An 18,670-nucleotide genomic window follows, 5' to 3' on the forward strand; every position below is an offset into this window, starting at 1 on the left:
GTGTAGAAATTGAAGAATAAAGCAGTTAAAGTAAAGAAATTCACTCGCAGAATGCAAAAAAAACTTGCAGTATTATTTATTATGATCATGCTGGCTTTAATTGGATTGGCAATGAGGATAACCCAGATACATGCCCAGAACGGCGAGAAATATGCAAAGCAGGTACTTTCGCAGCAGGAATACGACAGCAGGACCCTTCCTTATAAGAGGGGGGACATCGTAGACAGGAAAGGAACTGTAATCGCCACAAGCGAAAAGGTCTATAATGTCATCGTGGACTGCAAGCTGATCAATTCTGATGAAGACTACGTGGAGCCGACGATAGCCGCTTTGATCAAATGCTTCGATGTTGAGGAGGCTGTTTTAAGGGAGGCCTTGGCGACAAGGGCAGACAGCCATTATTATGTCATGAAGAAGCAGCTTAGCTATGAGGAAATCCAGGATTTCGTCGTTTTGATGAATGACAAGGAGAACAACCCGGACATAAAGGGCGTATGGTTTGAAGAAGAATACCTCAGGAAATACCCGTATTCGACTCTTGCATCTGATCTCATCGGATTTACAGCCAAGGACAATGTCGGATACTGGGGGATTGAGGAATACTATAGCGAAACGCTGAACGGCACCAACGGCAGGGAATACGGATATCTGAATGATGATTCGAACCTTGAAAGGACCATCAAACCGGCTACGGACGGAAATACGGTCGTGTCGACAATTGATGTGAATATACAAAATATTGTAGAAAAGCATATCAAGATCTTCAATGAGACCCATAATTTTGACGAAAGCGGATTGGGAAGCAAGAATACGGCCGTAATCATTATGGATCCCGATACGGGTGAAATACTTGCAGAGGCAAGCTACCCTGATTTTAATTTGAACGAGCCATATGATCTGTCATCGCTTTATACAGAAGAAGAAGTAAACGCGATGAGCAGCGAAACAAAAATGGAAACATTGAACGCCTTGTGGAGGAACTACTGCATCAGCGATACATTCGAACCAGGTTCGACTGCCAAGCCGTTCACGGTTGCGGCAGGTCTTGAGACGGGCAAACTTACAGGAAATGAAACATATGTCTGCGACGGAAGCGAGACTGTAAGCGGAAGCAAAATCAGATGCGTGAAAAGGACCGGGCACGGATTGGAAACGATTGAGCAGGCAATCATGAATTCCTGCAATGATGCCCTGATGCAGATGTCTTATGCCATCGGCATTGATACATTTGCGAAATACCAGAGCGTTTTCGGTTTCGGTAAAAAGACGAATGTGGACCTTCCGGGAGAGGTGAATGCAGCCAATCTGATGTATACGGCAGACACGATGACTGCAGTTGACCTGGCTACGAACTCGTTCGGCCAGAACTTTAATGTCACTATGACCCAGCTTGCTGCCGGATTTTCATCGCTTATTAATGGCGGATATTATTTCCAGCCTCACGTGGTCAATAAAATTCTGGATGCAAACGGGGGGACTGTCAAAACGATCAACCCGGTACTGCAGAAACAGACTATATCATTAGCCACATCTGAAAAGGTAAAACATTATCTTTACATGACGGTGCAGGAAGGTACCGGTAAAAGCGCAAAGGTTGACGGATACTCCATGGGTGGAAAGACAGGTACTGCAGAGAAGACACCGAGAGGCCAGGGGAACTATCTTGTCTCTTTCATTGGCTTTGCACCGGCTGATAAGCCTGAAGTAGTCATCTATGTCGTAATCGACGAGCCGAATATTGAAAATCAGGCACAGAGCTCAATGGCAACGAATCTCGCCAAGGACATCATGACTGAAGTATTGCCTTACATGAATATATTCCCGGATCAGGAAACAGCCGCAGAAGCAGAAGCAGCAGAAGCAGCAGAACCGGCTGCCGGCGGCACAGAGGCTGCCACTGAAACCCAGGCGGAAACGCCAGCTGGAGAGTCGGAAACCCCTGCATCCCAGAATCAGGGCAGCGCAGAAGAGAACCTTGATCCTGAGACAGGCGAATCCCTTGATCCAAATGCAAGTATATTTGAGTAGGAAAGTGAAAGCTTCTAAATACCTTTTCGGGACCGCATGACTGTCTGGTTTCCTTCAAATCCCATAAAAGTGGAACCATATATCAAACACTTTTATGGGATTTGTTTGTTTTAACGGGAGTTCGGTTACTGTTCACTCCGTGACCAGTAACACGCTTCGCGATGCACAGAAATGGTTGAAATGCACCATTTCGTGCTGTAATCCTCGGGTTTTATGTGACTTTCGCTCCGCTGCACTCACAAAAACACCTCGCGCCGGATGACGTATGAACAGTAACGGAGTTCGCTCATATATACACGAACCAGGTGATACAGGGTTGATAAATGGCAGAAAAAGAACTATACTAGTTGAAGATTGCAGAAGCAGAGGATAAAACGGTAAATTTTCCGGGAAAACATCCGATGTATAAATAGAAAAGAAATTAAGAGGTGCAGAAATGAACAATTCATTTGTAATGCCGGCTCTTATTGCATTTGGCGTAAGCACGGCATTGAGTCCGGTAGTAATACCATTTTTAAAGAAGCTGAAATTCGGTCAGAACGTCAGAGATGACGGGCCTCAGTCCCATCTGAAGAAAAGCGGTACCCCCACAATGGGCGGGGTCATCATACTGGCGGGAATCCTGGCTTCATGCCTGTTTTATGTGAAAGATTATCCGAAAATAATGCCGATCCTTCTGATGACCCTTGGGTTTGGAATAATCGGATTTCTGGACGACTATATAAAAATCGTTAAAAAACGTTCCGAGGGGCTGACTCCCAGACAGAAAATGTTCGGACAGCTGCTTGTTACAGCAGTATTTGCCTTCTACATGCTGAAAATTTCGGATGTGGGCCTTGAGATGCTGGTTCCGTTCTCGGGCGGAAAATTCTGGGATATAGGGATTTTGGCAGTTCCTTTGATGTTCGTTGCCATCCTGGGCACTGTCAACGGGGCTAATTTTACAGATGGTCTTGATGGCCTTGCTTCGACGGTAACAGTCGTAGTAGCAGGCTTTTTTACATTTACTGCATCAGCAGCGGGAAGCGGGATAGAACCAGTAACGGCTGCTGTCCTGGGAAGCCTGATGGGATTCCTGCTGTTCAATGTCTACCCGGCGAAGGTATTCATGGGAGATACGGGATCACTGGCACTGGGTGGCTTTGTTGCTGCAACCGCCTACATGCTGAGGATGCCGCTGTTTATACTGATCGTTGGAATCATCTATCTTGCAGAGGTTATTTCGGTAATGCTTCAGGTCACTTACTTCAAGAAGACTAGCGGCAAGAGGCTGTTTAAAATGGCTCCGATACACCATCATTTTGAACTGTGCGGATGGTCAGAGACGAGAGTAGTTGCAGTGTTTTCAATAATAACGGCTGTGTTATGCCTTGTGGCGTTGCTGGCCCTGTAAATACGGAGGGAAGAAATGGACTTTAAAGGTAAAAGGGTACTGGTAGCAGGTACCGGACTTAGTGGAATCAGTGCAGCCCGGCTGCTTGAAAAGAAACATGCAGAAGTCATTCTGTATGACGGGAACGAAGCCCTGAAGGAAGAAGACATAAGGAGCAGGTTCGAGGAAGGAACGGAAGCGGAAATCGTCATAGGAGAACTTCCGGACAGAATCGTCGATGCACTTGACCTGACGGTGTTCAGCCCCGGGATTCCTCTGGACACACCGGCTGCTGTCAAGCTGAAGACGAAGAATGTTAAAATCTGGGGAGAAATCGAGCTGGCATACCAGGCAGGAAAAGGCAGGGTAGCTGCAATCACCGGTACGAACGGAAAGACCACCACCACAGCCCTGGTGGGAGAGATCATGAAGAACTATTTTGACAGCGTTTATGTCGTTGGAAATATAGGTACTCCTTATACGGGCGCGGCTCTCGAAATGACGGACGACACGGTTACTGTAGCAGAAGTCAGCAGCTTCCAGCTTGAGACGATTGAGAACTTCAGGCCGGATGTAAGCGCGATCCTCAACATCACGCCCGACCATCTTGACAGACATAAGACGATGGAGAACTACATTGCGGAGAAAGAAAAGATTGCAATGAACCAGAGGAGCACAGACACCTGCGTGCTGAATTTTGACGACGCGGTGACCAGAAAGTTCGGGGAAGGCCTCCAGACGAAAGTACTTTATTTCAGCCGTTTTGAAGAGCTTCAAAAGGGCGTGTATCTGAAAAGCGGGGCGATCTGCTACAATGATGGCAGCCGCATAACGGAAATATGCCGGCTTGATGAACTGAAGCTGCTGGGAAGCCATAATCATGAAAATGTAATGGCGGCAGCTGCAATCGGTATCAGCATGGGCGTTCCAATGGATGTAATCAGAAAGACGGTTAGAGAATTCGTAGCTGTCGAGCACAGAATCGAGTATGTGGCAGAAAAGAATGGCGTCAAATATTATAATGACTCAAAGGGAACAAATCCCGATGCTGCCATAAAGGGCATTCAGGCAATGGTCACTCCGACACTTCTGATCGGCGGAGGGTATGACAAGAATTCGGAATACGAAGAATGGATTGAGGCTTTTGACGGCAAAGTCAAGCTGCTGGTACTGATCGGCCAGACCAGGGAAAAGATTGCGAAGGCAGCAGCTGACTGCGGATTTACGAACGTAAGGTTTGCAGACAGTTTGGAAGAAGCTGTTAAGATCTGCGCTGCCGAGGCAGTCAGCGGAGATTCGGTTCTGCTGTCGCCTGCATGTGCAAGCTGGGGGATGTTTAAGAACTATGAAGAACGAGGCAGAATGTTCAAGGAGTATGTCTATCATTTAGAGGGGTGATTAAGTGGCGCAGAGAATCAGAGAAAGACGAAGGAAAAATAAAGAAGGCCTGTATTTCGATTACAGCCTCCTGTTCATAGTGATATTCCTGGTGAGTTTCGGGCTGATCATGCTTTACAGCGCAAGTTCCTTCGAAGCCCAGGTCAAATTCGGCCACTCGTCCTATTATTTAAAAAAGCAGCTTTTATGTACAGCAATAGGGTCTGCGTTTCTGATCATTCTGACTTTGATCGATTACCGATTCTGGCGTTTCCTGAGGATTCCCATCTACATTGTCGGCCTGTGCCTTATATTTCTTGTAAGGACACCACTTGGAATTACGGCAAACGGCGCAACCAGATGGGTCAGCCTGCCGGGCGGATTTTCCTTCCAGCCTTCTGAAGTCGCAAAGGTCGCCGTCATCATATTTTTCTCGGATGCTCTCTGCAGACTTGGAAAGAGCATACAGAAACCATCGTCTCTGGTCAAGCTGGCCATATACGGAATGCCGTTTCTCCTGGCGATCATGTTCCTGACAGACAATATGAGTACGACAATCATACTGGCGGGAATCATTTTTGTAATGATATTCGTTGCGACGCCACAGTACGGAAGGTTCGTGGTCCTGGGACTCGGGGTGCTGGCTATTGCAGGAGGAATGATTTATGCCATTTCGGCAGAACTGATACCTTCGGAAATCAGCTTCAGGCTTGTAAGGATACAGACATGGCTGAATCCTGAGGCATATGCCCAGGAAGGTGGGTTTCAGACCATGCAGGCATTGTATGCAATAGGTTCCGGCGGCGTATTTGGAAAAGGGCTTGGTAAAAGCATACAGAAGATTGATTTCCTCCCGGAAGCCCAGAACGATATGATATTTTCAGTAATCTGCGAAGAATTGGGCGTGGTCGGTGGAATTGCTGTAATACTCCTGTTCCTGCTTCTGCTCTGGAGGTTCATGATCATTGCCAATAATGCCCCTGATCTTTTTGGTTCCATGCTGGTGGTAGGAGTAATGAGCCATATAGCCCTGCAGGTAGTCTTCAATATAGCCGTTGTTACCAATACCATTCCGAATACGGGTATAACACTTCCGTTCATCAGTTACGGAGGGACTTCAGTAATATTCCTGATGGCAGAGATGGGGCTTGTGCTCAGTGTATCAAAGAGGATCAGGCTGGAAGACTAAATAAGGATGAAATCATGCAGCTTGAAAGGACAAAATCCTGGACGGCTGTAAAATCAGAAAGGAGGTGGCGGCATCCGGATGGAAGTAAATGGAAAACAGAAAGGAAGCACAAAGCTCGGGAAGGCAGTATTGATCATGCTGGGAGCGGCACTTGTTTTAGCGATACTCGTGCTGGGGGTCTTTACGATTACCGGACTTGAGATTGAAGGAAACGAGCATTATTCAAAGAAAGAACTTGAAAAGCTTCTTATGCAGGAAAAGTTCGACAGCAATTCCCTCTATTTCTATTGGAAATATAAGTACGGAGAACCGGAAGAAATCCCTTTTATTGATACCATTGAAGTGGAAATGCTGTCGCCCCACAAGCTGAAGGTCACTGTTTATGAAAAGGATATAGTGGGTTATGTTGAATATCTTGGAAACTGCATGTATTTTGACAAGGACGGAATCGTTGTAGAAAGCTCGGGTGAAGTGGTGGAGGGCTTTCCGCTGGTTAAGGGGCTGTCTTTCGATCACATGGTCCTTCACGAAGCGCTTCCGGTTGAGGATGCAGAGGTGTTTAAAATCATACTTAATCTGACGCAGCTTTTCAAAAAGTATAGCATCAAACCCGACAAGATTTATTTCAGCGACGACCTGCAGATGACACTCTTTTTTGACAAGGCAAGAGTCCTGCTGGGGGATGATGGAAATATTAATGAAAAGATTGTGAGGCTGCAGAACCTGCTGCCTGGTCTGGAGGGACTTGAGGGCAGCCTGCATATGGAAAACTTTAGTGAGAATACCGAAAACATAACATTTGAAAAAAAGTCAAAGGCAGTGCAGAATTAATTGCCGAAAACAAAAATTTGGGTTGATAAATTTTCAAATAAAAGATATTATATAAAGTAAAGATGTAACTTGGGACAAAGTAATTGTTGAAGGAGGAAATACCTTGCTTGAAATTATGACTAATGAAGCTGAATCTGCTGCAAAGATTATTGTAATCGGTGTGGGTGGGGCAGGCAATAATGCTGTAAATAGAATGGTTGAAGAAAATATCGGGGGTGTTGAATTTATTGGAATCAATACCGACAAACAGGCGTTGCAGCTTTGTAAGGCACCAACCCCTATCCAGATAGGTGAAAAACTCACAAAAGGCCTTGGCGCAGGAGCAAAACCTGAAGTTGGCGAAAAGGCAGCTGAGGAAAACGAAGATGAACTTGCACAGGCTATGAAGGGTGCAGATATGGTATTTGTAACCTGTGGAATGGGCGGCGGAACAGGAACAGGAGCAGCCCCTGTAGTTGCAAAGATAGCGAAAGACATGGGAATCCTGACGATCGGTGTCGTTACAAAGCCTTTCAAATTTGAAGCAAAGACAAGAATGAACAATGCGCTTTCAGGAATTGAAAAACTGAAGGAAAGCGTTGACACCCTGATTGTAATACCAAACGACAAGCTTCTTGAAATTGTTGACCGCAGGACGACAATGCCAGATGCCCTTAAGAAGGCAGATGAAGTGCTTCAGCAGGCGGTTCAGGGAATTACAGACCTGATCAACCTTCCGGCACTGATCAACCTGGACTTTGCTGACGTGCAGACGGTAATGACAGATAAAGGAATTGCCCATATCGGTATCGGAAAAGCAAAAGGCGATGACAAAGCGATTGAAGCTGTTAAACAGGCTGTCGCAAGCCCTCTGCTTGAAACAACAATCGCAGGAGCTTCTCACGTAATCATCAATATTTCCGGCGATATCACCCTTATGGATGCTAACGATGCAGCAAGCTATGTACAGGATCTGGCAGGAGACAATGCCAATATCATTTTCGGTGCTATGTTCGATGACACATATCCAGATGAAGCCAGCATAACGGTTATAGCAACGGGACTTGACTCAGCTCCTTCAGGAGTGGCTATGTCAAGCTTCTCATATACAAACAGCAATTTTACAGGTGCGGCGGCAAAGAAGCCTGAGGCAGGATTTGCATCAGCAAAGACTCCGTCATTCACAAACCCTGTTTCAGGAATGATAAAACCACAGGCACCTGAAAGTGCTGTGGAGGAAAGAGCGATCAAGATTCCAGAATTCCTTCAGAAAAACAGAAGATAAGAGAGCATTATATGATCAGCACCTCCGGAGAACCGGCGGTGCTGATTGTTTGTGACTGTGAGGATGCTGTCCTGAACAGCAAAGAGGCGATTGTGGAGGAGAGAAAAAATGAAATGTCCATACTGTAATCAGGAAACCACGAGGGTAATAGATTCAAGGCCCGCAGACGACAACAGTTCGATAAGGCGGCGCAGGCTCTGCGATGAATGCGGAAAGCGCTTTACTACATACGAGAAAGTCGAGACGATACCGCTCATAGTTATAAAGAAGGACAATAACCGGGAGCAGTACGACAGATCGAAGATTGAGGCAGGTGTCCTCAGGGCATGCCATAAAAGGCCTGTATCGGTGAACCAGATCAATGCTCTTGTGGATGAAGTCGAAACAGAAATCTTCAACCGTGAGGAAAAAGAGATAGAAAGCAAGCTGATTGGGGAAATCGTAATGGACAAGCTGAAGGATCTGGAGGCAGTAGCCTACGTACGATTTGCGTCGGTCTACCGCGAATTCAAGGATATCAACACCTTTATGAACGAACTCAAGAAGATATTAGATAAATAATCCGGAATAGTTACATATAACCGGTAGTCCGGCAGTAAGCCGGTGAATAGGAGTAATTCCTGCAATTTCCACGGCAGGGGTATAAAAGCAGCAGACAATAAGACAGCCGCACACTGACTTATTGTCTGTTGCTACGAGTGGGCAGGCATGAGGGCAGCCTTCGGACAGAGGGCTGCCATAAGGAGAAAAAATGAAAAATAATTATATGATAATTCTCAGATACGATGGCAGCCGATACGACGGATGGCAGAAACAGGGGAATACATCGAATACGATACAGGCCAGGATAGAATCCGTGCTGGAAAAAATGACAGGAGAACCTGTTGAAATAGCAGGATCCGGGAGAACAGATGCAGGTGTACATGCGTATGCCCAGGTTGCCAATTTCCACATACGGGAGAATCTGGATCCGGGAGAAATAAAGCGGTATCTGAACGAGTATCTTCCTCAGGATATCAGGGTCATGTCGGCGGAAAAGGCAGCGCCAAGGTTCCACAGCAGGCTGAATGCGGTATCGAAGAAATATGTCTATGTGATAGACAATGCAGCGGTCGCAGATCCGTTCAGAAGAAAATATGCTTTTCACCATCCGGGACGGCTGGATATAGAAGTGATGAGGGCTGCAGCTGCATACATGACAGGAGAGCATGATTTCAGGAGCTTCTGCTCCAATAAGAAAATGAAGAAATCCACTGTGCGCACAATCTATGGAATCACCATAGAAAGAAAAGGTGAAGAAATCCATATTGTGGTGGACGGAGACGGTTTTCTGTACAATATGGTAAGAATCATCGCCGGAACCCTGATAGAAGCAGGGGAAGGCACCAGGCAGCCAGCGGAAATCAGCGATATCCTTGAACACAGGGACAGGGCATTTGCAGGCCCCATGGCGCCGCCTCAGGGACTTTTTCTGATGGAAGTAAAGTATTAAAATTTGCATGAAATAGATGCGGACAGGGACGTCTGCAGGAATGGAAGAAACGGACACAATGGAAAAGAAACGTAAACAAAAGATGACAGGACATCTTCTTGCCCTGGCTACAATCAGTGTATGGGGGGTTACCTTCATCGCTTCAAAAATACTGCTTGCATATTATAACCCGGCACAGATCATTCTGATGAGGTTTTGTATTGCATATATTATTCTGGTAATTGCAACAATTTTGAACAAAGATAAGATTGGAACGGGAAAACCGCGGAATTGGAAGGATGAAGCTGGATTTTTCGTTCTCGGGATAACGGGAGGTTCCCTGTATTTTCTGTGCGAGAACCAGGCCCTGGTCTATACCCTGGCAACCAATGTCAGCATTATATTGTCAGCAGCACCCATTTTAACAGCGATATGCGCTCATTTCTTTCTGCATGACGAGAAAATGAGGAAGGAAATCATGACCGGATTCATCGTGTCATTTGCCGGTGTAATGCTTGTTGTCTTCAATGGTACCTTTGTGTTAAAATTAAATCCATTAGGTGACACCCTGTCCATCGGTGCGGCGATCTGCTGGGCTGTCTATTCGGTTATGCTGAAAAATTACCTGCACCGGTATGACAATGTGTATATTACAAGGAAAGTCATGTTCTATGGCATGCTTACCACAATACCCCTGATAGCGGCATATGGCGGAAGTTTTGACTTTCGGGCGCTTTTAAAGCCTTCGGTCATCCTGTGCCTGCTCATTCTGGGGATACTGGGAAGCTGTGTCTGCTATATCGCATGGAATATTGCTATAAAATATATAGGGGTAGTGACCACGAATAACTATATTTACTTCAGTCCTTTTGTAACCATGCTGGCCGCAGCAGCCGTTCTGGGGGAGAAGGTTACGCCCATCGGACTGATTGGAGCCGTTCTTATAACATGCGGAGTCATAATTTCTGAAAAGAAGCAGTCCGGCATAGCCGCCGACAGTGACAACAAAGGAAGGGGAGGATACACGTATGAGGATAAAAATGGATGAAACAGCTGCGCTGATTATTGATTATCAGGAGAGGCTTGTTCCGGCAATGCATAACAAGGATGAGCTTATAAGAAATTCGAGGATTCTGATAGAAGGCCTTCAGGTGCTTGGAGTGCCCCTGATTGTCAGCACCCAGTATAAGAAGGGGCTGAAGGAGACGATTCCGGAAATTTCTGAGGCGGCATCTGGAGCTGAGACAATTGACAAGATTTCGTTCAGCTGCTTCGATGAGGAAAAAATCAGGGAAGCCTTTAAAGGCAGAAAGACAATCATCGTCTGCGGAATAGAAGCGCATGTATGCGTGCTTCAGACCGTGATCGATCTTTGCGCCGCAGGCTATCATGTCGTTCTTGTAGAGGACTGCATCGATTCGAGAAGAGAGAATGACAAACGTATTGCGCTCAGGAGGGCGGAAGCGGAAGGCGCCATGCTGACCACATATGAGGCAATCCTGTTCGAGCTCACACGCTATGCCGGAACTGACAGGTTCAGGGAAATATCCGCCCTTGTCAAATGATTCGGTTTTTTTATCTCATAAGAAAGTTCGTCCTGTGAGATAAAAAAACGCTCCGCGAGGAGGCGCATGGAACTGACATCAATTAGAAAATGGAGGAGCATCATGAAAATATTTGAAAAATTCTACCCGGATGAATATACGGATTCAACATATATTGTTGATTATAAGGAACTCTATGACGAAGGCTACAGGGGGATCATATTTGACATAGATAACACCCTGGTGCCCCATGGAGCCAAGGCCGACGAAAGGGCGAGGAACCTTTTTAAACACCTGAAGAAGCTCGGATTTAAAGTATGCCTCCTGTCAAATAATAAGGACAAGAGAGTAAGGCCCTTTAATGACGCCGTGGATGCCATATACATCAGCAATGCGGCGAAGCCGATGGTGAAGAACTATCTCAGGGCCATGGAGCTCATGGGCACAAAGACTGAAAACACGATTTTCATCGGAGACCAGCTTTTCACAGACATTTACGGAGCAAAAAGGGCGGGCCTGCGGACGATCCGTGTAAGCCCCATACATCCGAAAGAAGAAATCCAGATCGTTCTGAAAAGACATCTCGAGAGGATCGTGATTCACGTTCATAAAAAAGAAATGAAGAACAGTGAACGCAAGAAGGACAAAAAATAACAAACTGAAGATCCGGGGGATAAAAAATGATTGATCAGATTAATGGGATGACAAGGACCTGCGGGCTCATTGGAAATCCCGTAGAACATACGCTGTCGCCTGTAATCCACAACAGCCTGGCATCCAGAACGGGAATAAACCTGGTCTATGTGCCATTCCATGTGGAAGAGGGCGGTCTCGAAAATGCTGTGAAAGGCGCATACGACCTTAATATATTAGGCATGAATGTAACGGTCCCGTACAAGACGAAGGTTATGGAATACCTTGCTGAAATTGATGATGATGCCCGCAGAATCGGTGCCGTGAATACCCTGGTCAGAGTACCGGGCGGCTATAAGGGCTACAATACAGACCTGTCAGGCCTCTATCGGGGAATGGTATCCGATGGAATCAGGATAGAAGGCGAAACGGTTATCATACTCGGAGCCGGAGGGGCAGGAAAGGCAGTGGCAAGTTTGTGTGCCGCAAAGGGAGCAAAAAAGATATACATTCTGAACCGCAGCCTGGACAAGGCAGAAGAGCTGGCCTGTTCCATTAACAGGGAATTCGGCCGGGATATCGTGATTGCGCTTGGGATATCTGAATACGGAAGAATCGAAGAAGACAGCTGCCTTGCTATACAGACGACTTCGGTGGGGCTGCACCCCGATGTCGATGTATCGCCCGTTGATGACAGGGATTTCTTTGAAAAAATCCATACAGGCATAGATATCATTTATAAGCCTGCAGAGACGAAATTCATGAAACTGGTGAAGGTCCATGGAGGGAACGCCTATAATGGCCTGAAGATGCTCCTTTATCAGGGGATCATCGCTTATGAACTTTGGAACAGGGTGGAAGTTGATGAGAATACGGCAGGATGGATCTACTCTCTGCTAAAAGAGGAGCTGGGGATAAATGAATAATATTATATTGATTGGATTTATGGGTTCAGGCAAGACAAGCGTTGGAGAAAAACTTGCAGATCAGCTGGGAATAAGGTTCGTCGACACCGATGAGGTGATCGAGAAAAAATATGAGAGAAGCATATCGTCGATATTTGCGGAACATGGCGAGCCGTATTTCAGGCTTCTTGAAACTGCTGTCCTGGAAGAGCTTTCGGGGGACAGCGAACCATTTGTAATGTCGGCAGGCGGAGGCCTTCCTGTACAGGATAAGAACCATGAGTATTTGAAAAAAATAGGCACCACTGTATATTTAAAGGCAAAAAAAGAAACCCTTGTCGAAAGGCTGGAGGGAGATAGGACCCGCCCGCTTCTGCAGGGAGGCGCCCTTGAGGAGAGAATAGAGGCTCTTATGAAAGAAAGGGAGCATATATACGAGGCCGTCGCAGATCTGTCTGTGGAAACGGATGGCAGGGAAACTGAGAAGATAGCAGAAGAGATTATTGCCAGGGCGGTACAGAGGCCTTAGAAGCGGTAAAAACAGCATCATGGAATGACGAAATGAAGGCTATTGAGCAGAGAAAGGGGAATATCTATGAAACTTTTAGTGATCAACGGACCAAACATCAATTTTCTTGGAATCAGGGAAAAAGGAATATATGGAAACGAAGACTATGCGTATCTCAAAGATATGATAAAAAGGAAAGCTGAGGAGACTGATTCGGTCATCGAGGTATTCCAGAGCAACCATGAAGGTGAAATAATTGACAGAATCCAGGCGGCATACAGCGATGGAACGGAAGGCATCATCATCAATCCAGGGGCATTCACGCATTACAGCTATGCAATCCGTGATGCGCTTTCATCGATTGAACTTCCGAAAATTGAAGTGCATATTTCAAATGTCTACAAGAGAGAGGAATTCAGGCACAAATCTGTTACTGCGCCAGTGTGCACGGGACAGATAGCAGGACTCGGCCTGAAAGGATATCTTCTTGCTGTAGATGCCCTGATCGTCTAGAAAAACGTAACCATTTAGGACCCCAGTCCTGAATGGTTACCAAAAAAACAGCACTACAAAGGATGGTAGAGAAATGAACAGCAGATATGAAAAAATAATTGGCCTCATAAATGAAAAGAGCCTGGACGCTGTCTGGATTACAGATGCGGCAAATATGAGATATTTGAGCGGCTATACTGGGGGAACGGGAAGCCTGTATATTTCTAAAAACAGGAAAGCGATCCTTACGGATTCAAGATATACGACCCAGGCCCGCCACGAGAACAGAGGATTTGACGTCATTGAGGTAAGCGGAAGCGACCCTTATGTAACAGCGCTGAACAAGCTTCTCCAGGAGGATAAAGTCAGGAATATCGGGTTCGAAGACGAAGTGATGATCTATTCCCAGTATAAGAAATACAAGGAGATGGGAAAGGCTGAAGAATGGGTTGCACTGGGAGGTGCAGTCGACAGCCTCAGGGTCATCAAGACGGCCGACGAGCTCAAGTCCATAGAAAAAGCAGAAGCCATAGGCGACAAGGCCTTTAATTTTATACTGGGCATTATAAAGCCTGGTATGACGGAGATTGAAATAGCCGTGGAGCTTGAATGTTTCATGAAAAGGAACGGAGCGGAAGGCCTCAGCTTCGATTCCATAGTCGCTTCCGGCGTCAATTCATCAATGCCCCATGCAACACCGGGACACAAAAAAATAGAAAAGGGCGATTTCGTCACAATGGATTTCGGCTGTGTATATGAAGGATACTGCTCGGACATGACAAGGACCATAGTGATTGGCAAGGCAGATGACAAGCAGAAGGAAATATACAATCTTGTTCTTGAAGCTCAGACAGCCGCCCTGGAGGCGGTGCGCCCCGGCGTATCGGGTGCATCTATAGACAAGGTTGCAAGGGATATCATTGCCGCTGCCGGATATGGAGAGTATTTCGGACACGGTCTGGGACACAGCGTGGGGCTGTATATCCATGAAAATCCGAGGCTTTCACCCCTTGACTCCACAATCATTCTTGAAAACATGACAGAAACTGTAGAGCCTGGCATCTATATCCCGGATAAGTTCGGTGTAAGAATAGAGGACCTTGTAGCTGTGACGGCAGAAGGGTGCGTCAATTTCACGCATTCACCGAAGAACCTCATAGAAATACGGTAACAGGAAGCGGCAGTGACGCAAAGATTACGGATGTGTGCAGGTGACTTGTTTTTCTAAAAGCAGGCGTCAATCGGGCCTCATAAAAAAACAGTTGAAAAAATAAACGGTTTATTATAGAATGATATGAAGTGGGGAATTACTTGATTCTCTGATCGTAATTTTAAGGAGGAATATCAGAATGATATCAGCAGGAGATTTTAGGAATGGTATAACAATAGAAATGGACAACAGTATTTATCAGATTATTGAATTTCAGCATGTAAAACCTGGTAAAGGTGCTGCGTTCGTAAGAACAAAGCTTAAAAATATCATCAATGGCGGTGTTACGGAAAAAACTTTCAGGCCACAGGAAAAATTCCCACAGGCTCGTATTGACAGAAATGATATGCAGTACTTATATTCAGATGGCGATTTATTCCATTTCATGGATGTAAATACATACGAACAGATCGCATTAAATGAAGATGCAATCGGCGATGCTCTCAAATTTGTCAAAGAAAATGAAATGGTTAAAATCTGTTCCCATAACGGCAACGTATTTGCAATAGAGCCACCATTATTCGTTGAGTTGGAAATCACTGATACAGAACCAGGCTTCAAAGGCGATACAGCTCAGGGAGCAACAAAACCTGCTGTAGTTGAAACAGGAGCTACTGTTTATGTTCCTTTATTCGTGGAACAGGGAGATAAGATCAAAATCGATACAAGAACAGGCGATTACTTATCAAGAGTATAGTTTGAATTTTTTTGTCTCATAGGAGACTTCGTTCTATTTAATTGGATAAAGTCAATGGTCTTCCGGCACCAGCTGCCGGGAGGCTGTTGATTGCTTATTCCAAGCCAGCCGGTCCGGCTGCCTTCATAATTAAAAAAAGATGCAGGAAACTGCAGAATCTGCGCTACAATATATTCTATAAATCTAAACGGCATACAATTCTTTTTTATAATCTGGTTATCTTCCGAATTCGGAAAAATCTCAATATTTCAATTTCATAAATAGCTTCTTTCAATCATATCTTCTTGTCATAGCGGCAGGAATCTTTCTTATGCAATATCTCGGCAATGACTCTTAATATCCAATCTGAAATGTATCCAACAAAAATCATAATAGGTGTTTTTAATAAATGTCATCAAAAAATAAATAGGATATAGATTGCCTTTCTACTTCCGGACAACGGAGGCCAAAAGGACTATATAGATAAAAAGTACGAGCAGAAGCCGTACTGAAAAGCAGGAAAGGAGAAGTGTTCCGCCACAGATGCAGCGGAATGATTTGTTTTAGAGTAACTGTTCAGGACATTGGCTCTGAACAGTTATGTGTTAGAAACTATAAGACTGAAAAAACAGGGGGAGGATTTAAATGGAGTATAATGAATTTTTAGAATTTGTAAAAGGGAATATGATACACAGGATGGGGGATGAGGTGAAAATCGCCATAAATCCTGTGGTGAAAAATAATTCCATACAGCTTGACGGCCTGTCTATACTGGGGGAGAATGAGAATATATCTCCGACAATTTATCTGAACAGCTATTTTGATGAGTACAAAGCGGGAAGAAAAACAGAGTCAATCATCGAGGAAATCATAGGGATCTACGAGAGCAACAAAATAAATTCACGTATAAGCGTAAATTTCTTTACCGATTTTGAAAACGTAAAGGAAAAAATCATGTTCAAACTGATCAATTATGATAAGAACAGTGAACTTCTTGAAAAAATTCCGCATGTAAAATTTCTGGATCTTGCGGTGGTGTTCTATTGCCTGCTGTCGGAAGGTGTTTTTGAAAATGCCACAATTCTCATACATAAAAGCCATATGCAGATGTGGAATACGGATACGGAACAGCTTTTCCGTATTGCGACTGAAAACACGCCGCGCTGCCTGGTAAGCGATCTCAGAAACATGGAGGATGTGATGAGAGAGATGCTGACTCCGGAGCTGAAGGATGAACTGAAAGAAGCTGTCAGGCAGGATGCGGAAGACGATTGTGGAATTTCGATTTCAGAAGAGAAAGTTGATGAATTTGTGGGCCAGCTGTTCTCTCCATCTGGAGGAAATCCGGAAAACGCTATGTACGTGCTTTCAAACCAATCCAAAATCAACGGCGCGGCATGCATGCTATATGAAGATATTCTGAAGGGACTTGCGGATGAGCTGGACAGGGATCTTTTTATTCTCCCAAGCAGCATCCACGAGGTGATTATTGTTCCAGCCAACGATTCCAATCCACGAGGCGATCTGTGCAAAATGGTCAGGGAAGTCAACGAGACCCAGGTCGCAGAGGAAGAGATCCTTTCGGATATTGTATATTTTTACAACAGGAAAACCGGGGTTATCACCATGTAAGGAGAAAGACATGTCCCTCAAAACGGGACATGTCTTTCTTTTTGTGTCTTTTCTGTGATTTTTTTATTAAAAATTCATTATGGAATTGCTTAATTGCGTATTTTGTTGTACAATAGAGGACGTAGTGTTTTATCCTGCACTCGTAGCTCAGGGGATAGAGCTGTGGTTTCCGGTACCACGTGTCGGGGGTTCGAATCCCTCCGGGTGCATTTAAGGAATTGCTTGCAATTCAGGAGGAATAATGAAAGCAACAAAAAGAAATACGAAAAAAACAAATAGAACAGCAGAATCTCAAAACGGAAGCATGATCAAAGAATTTTTCAAACGAAATTTCAGATACATTACCGTAGCAGTGGGGTTCGTCATACTGGTTATAATCCTGGTTGTAAGTACAGGTGATGATAAAGACGACAAAGAAAAAGAGAAAACTGATATAGTTGAGGAAACAACAGCAGAAGATTCCGCGGAACCTGAAACTGAAACAGAAGAAGCGACAGAGGAAGAAACAGCAGAAGAGGTATCAAATGATCTTCTGACTGACGCATATCCGGATATCAATGCCTTGGTTGCCAGCTACTTTACTGCGATAACAAACAGTGATCTTGCTACCCTTAGCCAGATTGTCGTTCCGCTGAGTGAAGCGGAGCAGAACGCTCTTGTGCAGAAAAAAGAGTATATAGAAAGCTATAATAATATAGTATGCTATTCGAAAGCAGGTCCTGTTGAGAATTCCCATATCATATTTGCTTACCATGAAATCAAATTCATCAATATAAATACGATGGCTCCCGGATTGGAACTTTTCTACGTCATGACGGATGAGAGCGGAAAGCTTTATTTTAATAACGGAGAGATTGATGCCGACACCGAAGCGTATGTAAATGCCATAATAGAAGAGCCGGACGTAAAAGCCTTATTCGACACTGTGAATACAAAGTATCAGGAGGCACAGGCGGCAGATGCGGATCTGAAAGCCTTTGTTGAACAGCTTGCAGCCGTAGCAGGAACGGCACAGTAGACAGAACGAAAAACTTGACAATTGTGCATAATTGTATTAATCTTAATTTATGATTTGTGTCATTTTTTGAAAGACAGGATTAAACATAATGAAACCGATGAGAAAGAGTAGTAAGCTTTTGTACGACATTAAAGAGAGCCGTAAATGCTGGGAATGCGGTATGTAGTCTTTTGCTGAATGGACTTTTGAGGGCAGCCTGAAATTGTAATAAAAGTATGCGCTGTCGGGAACCAAACCCGTTATCAATCAGGCTTGTATAATTCAGGCAGTTGACCTGACTGTACATGACAGAGAGGACTTTACGTCAATTTGAGTGGTACCGCGATAATAAGTATATTATTACCGTCTCAAGCATTTGCTTGGGGCGGTTTTTTTATCTCACAGGATAGTTCGTCCCAGGTGATGATAAAAACCGCGTGGAGGCAGACTGATTATTAAAATTCGAAAAACAAGGAGTTGGTTGTATGGAAGACGGTTGGTGGAAAACAGCATAACATTTGATATAGCAGGAAAACACCTG

Annotated in this window: 18 protein-coding genes, 1 tRNA gene and 1 other annotated feature; all 19 genes read left to right on the top strand. The window is 44.9% G+C overall.

Annotated features, from left to right (window positions below; all coding sequences use genetic code 11):
- Positions 1-9 precede the first annotated feature (9 nt).
- The 19 genes from BJR36_RS12430 to BJR36_RS12520 all read left to right on the top strand — a co-directional run bounded on the left by BJR36_RS12430 (position 10) and on the right by BJR36_RS12520 (position 18,150).
- Positions 10-2,028, top strand: a complete 2,019-nt coding sequence (locus BJR36_RS12430) for a peptidoglycan D,D-transpeptidase FtsI family protein (protein WP_242875561.1) — start codon at positions 10-12, stop codon at positions 2,026-2,028.
- 436 nt (positions 2,029-2,464) lie between these two features.
- Complete coding sequence (gene mraY, locus BJR36_RS12435) at positions 2,465-3,421, top strand: phospho-N-acetylmuramoyl-pentapeptide-transferase (RefSeq protein ID WP_091234831.1); 957 nt, start codon at positions 2,465-2,467, stop codon at positions 3,419-3,421.
- Positions 3,422-3,436: 15 nt separating this feature from the next.
- A complete protein-coding gene (gene murD, locus BJR36_RS12440; RefSeq protein WP_091234834.1) occupies positions 3,437-4,798 on the top strand; it encodes a UDP-N-acetylmuramoyl-L-alanine--D-glutamate ligase in 1,362 nt (453 codons plus the stop codon).
- A gap of 4 nt (positions 4,799-4,802) precedes the next feature.
- The gene (locus BJR36_RS12445) at positions 4,803-5,966 is read left to right on the top strand and encodes an FtsW/RodA/SpoVE family cell cycle protein (RefSeq protein ID WP_091234838.1); all 1,164 of its coding nucleotides are present in this window, start codon (positions 4,803-4,805) and stop codon (positions 5,964-5,966) included.
- A 78-nt stretch (positions 5,967-6,044) separates the two neighbouring features.
- A complete protein-coding gene (locus BJR36_RS12450) occupies positions 6,045-6,797 on the top strand; it encodes a cell division protein FtsQ/DivIB (protein WP_091234843.1) in 753 nt (250 codons plus the stop codon).
- A 103-nt stretch (positions 6,798-6,900) separates the two neighbouring features.
- A complete protein-coding gene (gene ftsZ, locus BJR36_RS12455) occupies positions 6,901-8,061 on the top strand; it encodes a cell division protein FtsZ (RefSeq protein ID WP_091234845.1) in 1,161 nt (386 codons plus the stop codon).
- A gap of 108 nt (positions 8,062-8,169) precedes the next feature.
- Entirely contained in the window at positions 8,170-8,622 is a 453-nt protein-coding gene (gene nrdR, locus BJR36_RS12460) for a transcriptional regulator NrdR (protein WP_091234848.1), read from the top strand.
- A gap of 190 nt (positions 8,623-8,812) precedes the next feature.
- Complete coding sequence (gene truA / locus BJR36_RS12465) at positions 8,813-9,553, top strand: tRNA pseudouridine(38-40) synthase TruA (protein ID WP_091234852.1); 741 nt, start codon at positions 8,813-8,815, stop codon at positions 9,551-9,553.
- Between the two features lie 40 nt (positions 9,554-9,593).
- Complete coding sequence (locus tag BJR36_RS12470; protein ID WP_242875562.1) at positions 9,594-10,580, top strand: DMT family transporter; 987 nt, start codon at positions 9,594-9,596, stop codon at positions 10,578-10,580.
- Complete coding sequence (locus tag BJR36_RS12475) at positions 10,561-11,097, top strand: hydrolase (RefSeq protein WP_091234855.1); 537 nt, start codon at positions 10,561-10,563, stop codon at positions 11,095-11,097. Before BJR36_RS12470 ends, BJR36_RS12475 begins: the two co-directional genes overlap by 20 nt.
- Before the next feature lie 108 nt (positions 11,098-11,205).
- Positions 11,206-11,730 (top strand): YqeG family HAD IIIA-type phosphatase, encoded by a 525-nt coding sequence (locus tag BJR36_RS12480; protein WP_091234978.1) that lies wholly within the window; start codon positions 11,206-11,208, stop codon positions 11,728-11,730.
- A gap of 26 nt (positions 11,731-11,756) precedes the next feature.
- Positions 11,757-12,635 carry a shikimate dehydrogenase gene (aroE, locus tag BJR36_RS20745; protein ID WP_242875564.1) on the top strand — a complete coding sequence of 293 codons (879 nt, stop codon included), beginning with the start codon at positions 11,757-11,759 and terminating at the stop codon, positions 12,633-12,635.
- Positions 12,628-13,143 (top strand): shikimate kinase, encoded by a 516-nt coding sequence (locus BJR36_RS20750; RefSeq protein ID WP_242875565.1) that lies wholly within the window; start codon positions 12,628-12,630, stop codon positions 13,141-13,143. The genes aroE and BJR36_RS20750 overlap by 8 nt, the downstream gene beginning before the upstream one ends.
- A 66-nt stretch (positions 13,144-13,209) precedes the next feature.
- Positions 13,210-13,635, top strand: a complete 426-nt coding sequence (aroQ, locus tag BJR36_RS12490; RefSeq protein WP_091234858.1) for a type II 3-dehydroquinate dehydratase — start codon at positions 13,210-13,212, stop codon at positions 13,633-13,635.
- Between the two features lie 73 nt (positions 13,636-13,708).
- Positions 13,709-14,785, top strand: coding sequence for a M24 family metallopeptidase (locus BJR36_RS12495; protein WP_091234862.1), 1,077 nt, complete (start codon positions 13,709-13,711; stop codon positions 14,783-14,785).
- 178 nt (positions 14,786-14,963) lie between these two features.
- On the top strand, positions 14,964-15,521 hold the full coding sequence (efp, locus tag BJR36_RS12500; protein WP_091234866.1) for an elongation factor P: 558 nt from the start codon (positions 14,964-14,966) through the stop codon (positions 15,519-15,521).
- Between the two features lie 624 nt (positions 15,522-16,145).
- The gene (locus BJR36_RS12510; RefSeq protein WP_091234873.1) at positions 16,146-17,132 is read left to right on the top strand and encodes a DUF5688 family protein; all 987 of its coding nucleotides are present in this window, start codon (positions 16,146-16,148) and stop codon (positions 17,130-17,132) included.
- A 136-nt stretch (positions 17,133-17,268) separates the two neighbouring features.
- Positions 17,269-17,341: transfer RNA gene (locus BJR36_RS12515), tRNA-Arg, on the top strand.
- Between the two features lie 32 nt (positions 17,342-17,373).
- Positions 17,374-18,150, top strand: a complete 777-nt coding sequence (locus BJR36_RS12520) for a hypothetical protein (protein ID WP_091234877.1) — start codon at positions 17,374-17,376, stop codon at positions 18,148-18,150.
- An 88-nt stretch (positions 18,151-18,238) separates the two neighbouring features.
- Positions 18,239-18,503, top strand: a binding site (T-box leader).
- Positions 18,504-18,670 lie beyond the last annotated feature (167 nt).

This window comes from Anaerobium acetethylicum (assembly GCF_900096945.1).
Lineage (GTDB): Bacteria > Bacillota > Clostridia > Lachnospirales > Lachnospiraceae > Anaerobium > Anaerobium acetethylicum.

Coding starts and splice junctions, on each gene's coding strand:
- mraY (WP_091234831.1), top strand. CDS start 2,465: ATGAACAATTCATTTGTAATGCCGGCTCTTATTGCATTTGGCGTAAGC.
- murD (WP_091234834.1), top strand. CDS start 3,437: ATGGACTTTAAAGGTAAAAGGGTACTGGTAGCAGGTACCGGACTTAGT.
- BJR36_RS12450 (WP_091234843.1), top strand. CDS start 6,045: ATGGAAGTAAATGGAAAACAGAAAGGAAGCACAAAGCTCGGGAAGGCA.
- nrdR (WP_091234848.1), top strand. CDS start 8,170: ATGAAATGTCCATACTGTAATCAGGAAACCACGAGGGTAATAGATTCA.
- truA (WP_091234852.1), top strand. CDS start 8,813: ATGAAAAATAATTATATGATAATTCTCAGATACGATGGCAGCCGATAC.
- BJR36_RS12470 (WP_242875562.1), top strand. CDS start 9,594: ATGGAAGAAACGGACACAATGGAAAAGAAACGTAAACAAAAGATGACA.
- BJR36_RS12475 (WP_091234855.1), top strand. CDS start 10,561: ATGAGGATAAAAATGGATGAAACAGCTGCGCTGATTATTGATTATCAG.
- aroE (WP_242875564.1), top strand. CDS start 11,757: ATGATTGATCAGATTAATGGGATGACAAGGACCTGCGGGCTCATTGGA.
- BJR36_RS20750 (WP_242875565.1), top strand. CDS start 12,628: ATGAATAATATTATATTGATTGGATTTATGGGTTCAGGCAAGACAAGC.
- aroQ (WP_091234858.1), top strand. CDS start 13,210: ATGAAACTTTTAGTGATCAACGGACCAAACATCAATTTTCTTGGAATC.
- BJR36_RS12495 (WP_091234862.1), top strand. CDS start 13,709: ATGAACAGCAGATATGAAAAAATAATTGGCCTCATAAATGAAAAGAGC.
- efp (WP_091234866.1), top strand. CDS start 14,964: ATGATATCAGCAGGAGATTTTAGGAATGGTATAACAATAGAAATGGAC.
- BJR36_RS12510 (WP_091234873.1), top strand. CDS start 16,146: ATGGAGTATAATGAATTTTTAGAATTTGTAAAAGGGAATATGATACAC.
- BJR36_RS12520 (WP_091234877.1), top strand. CDS start 17,374: ATGAAAGCAACAAAAAGAAATACGAAAAAAACAAATAGAACAGCAGAA.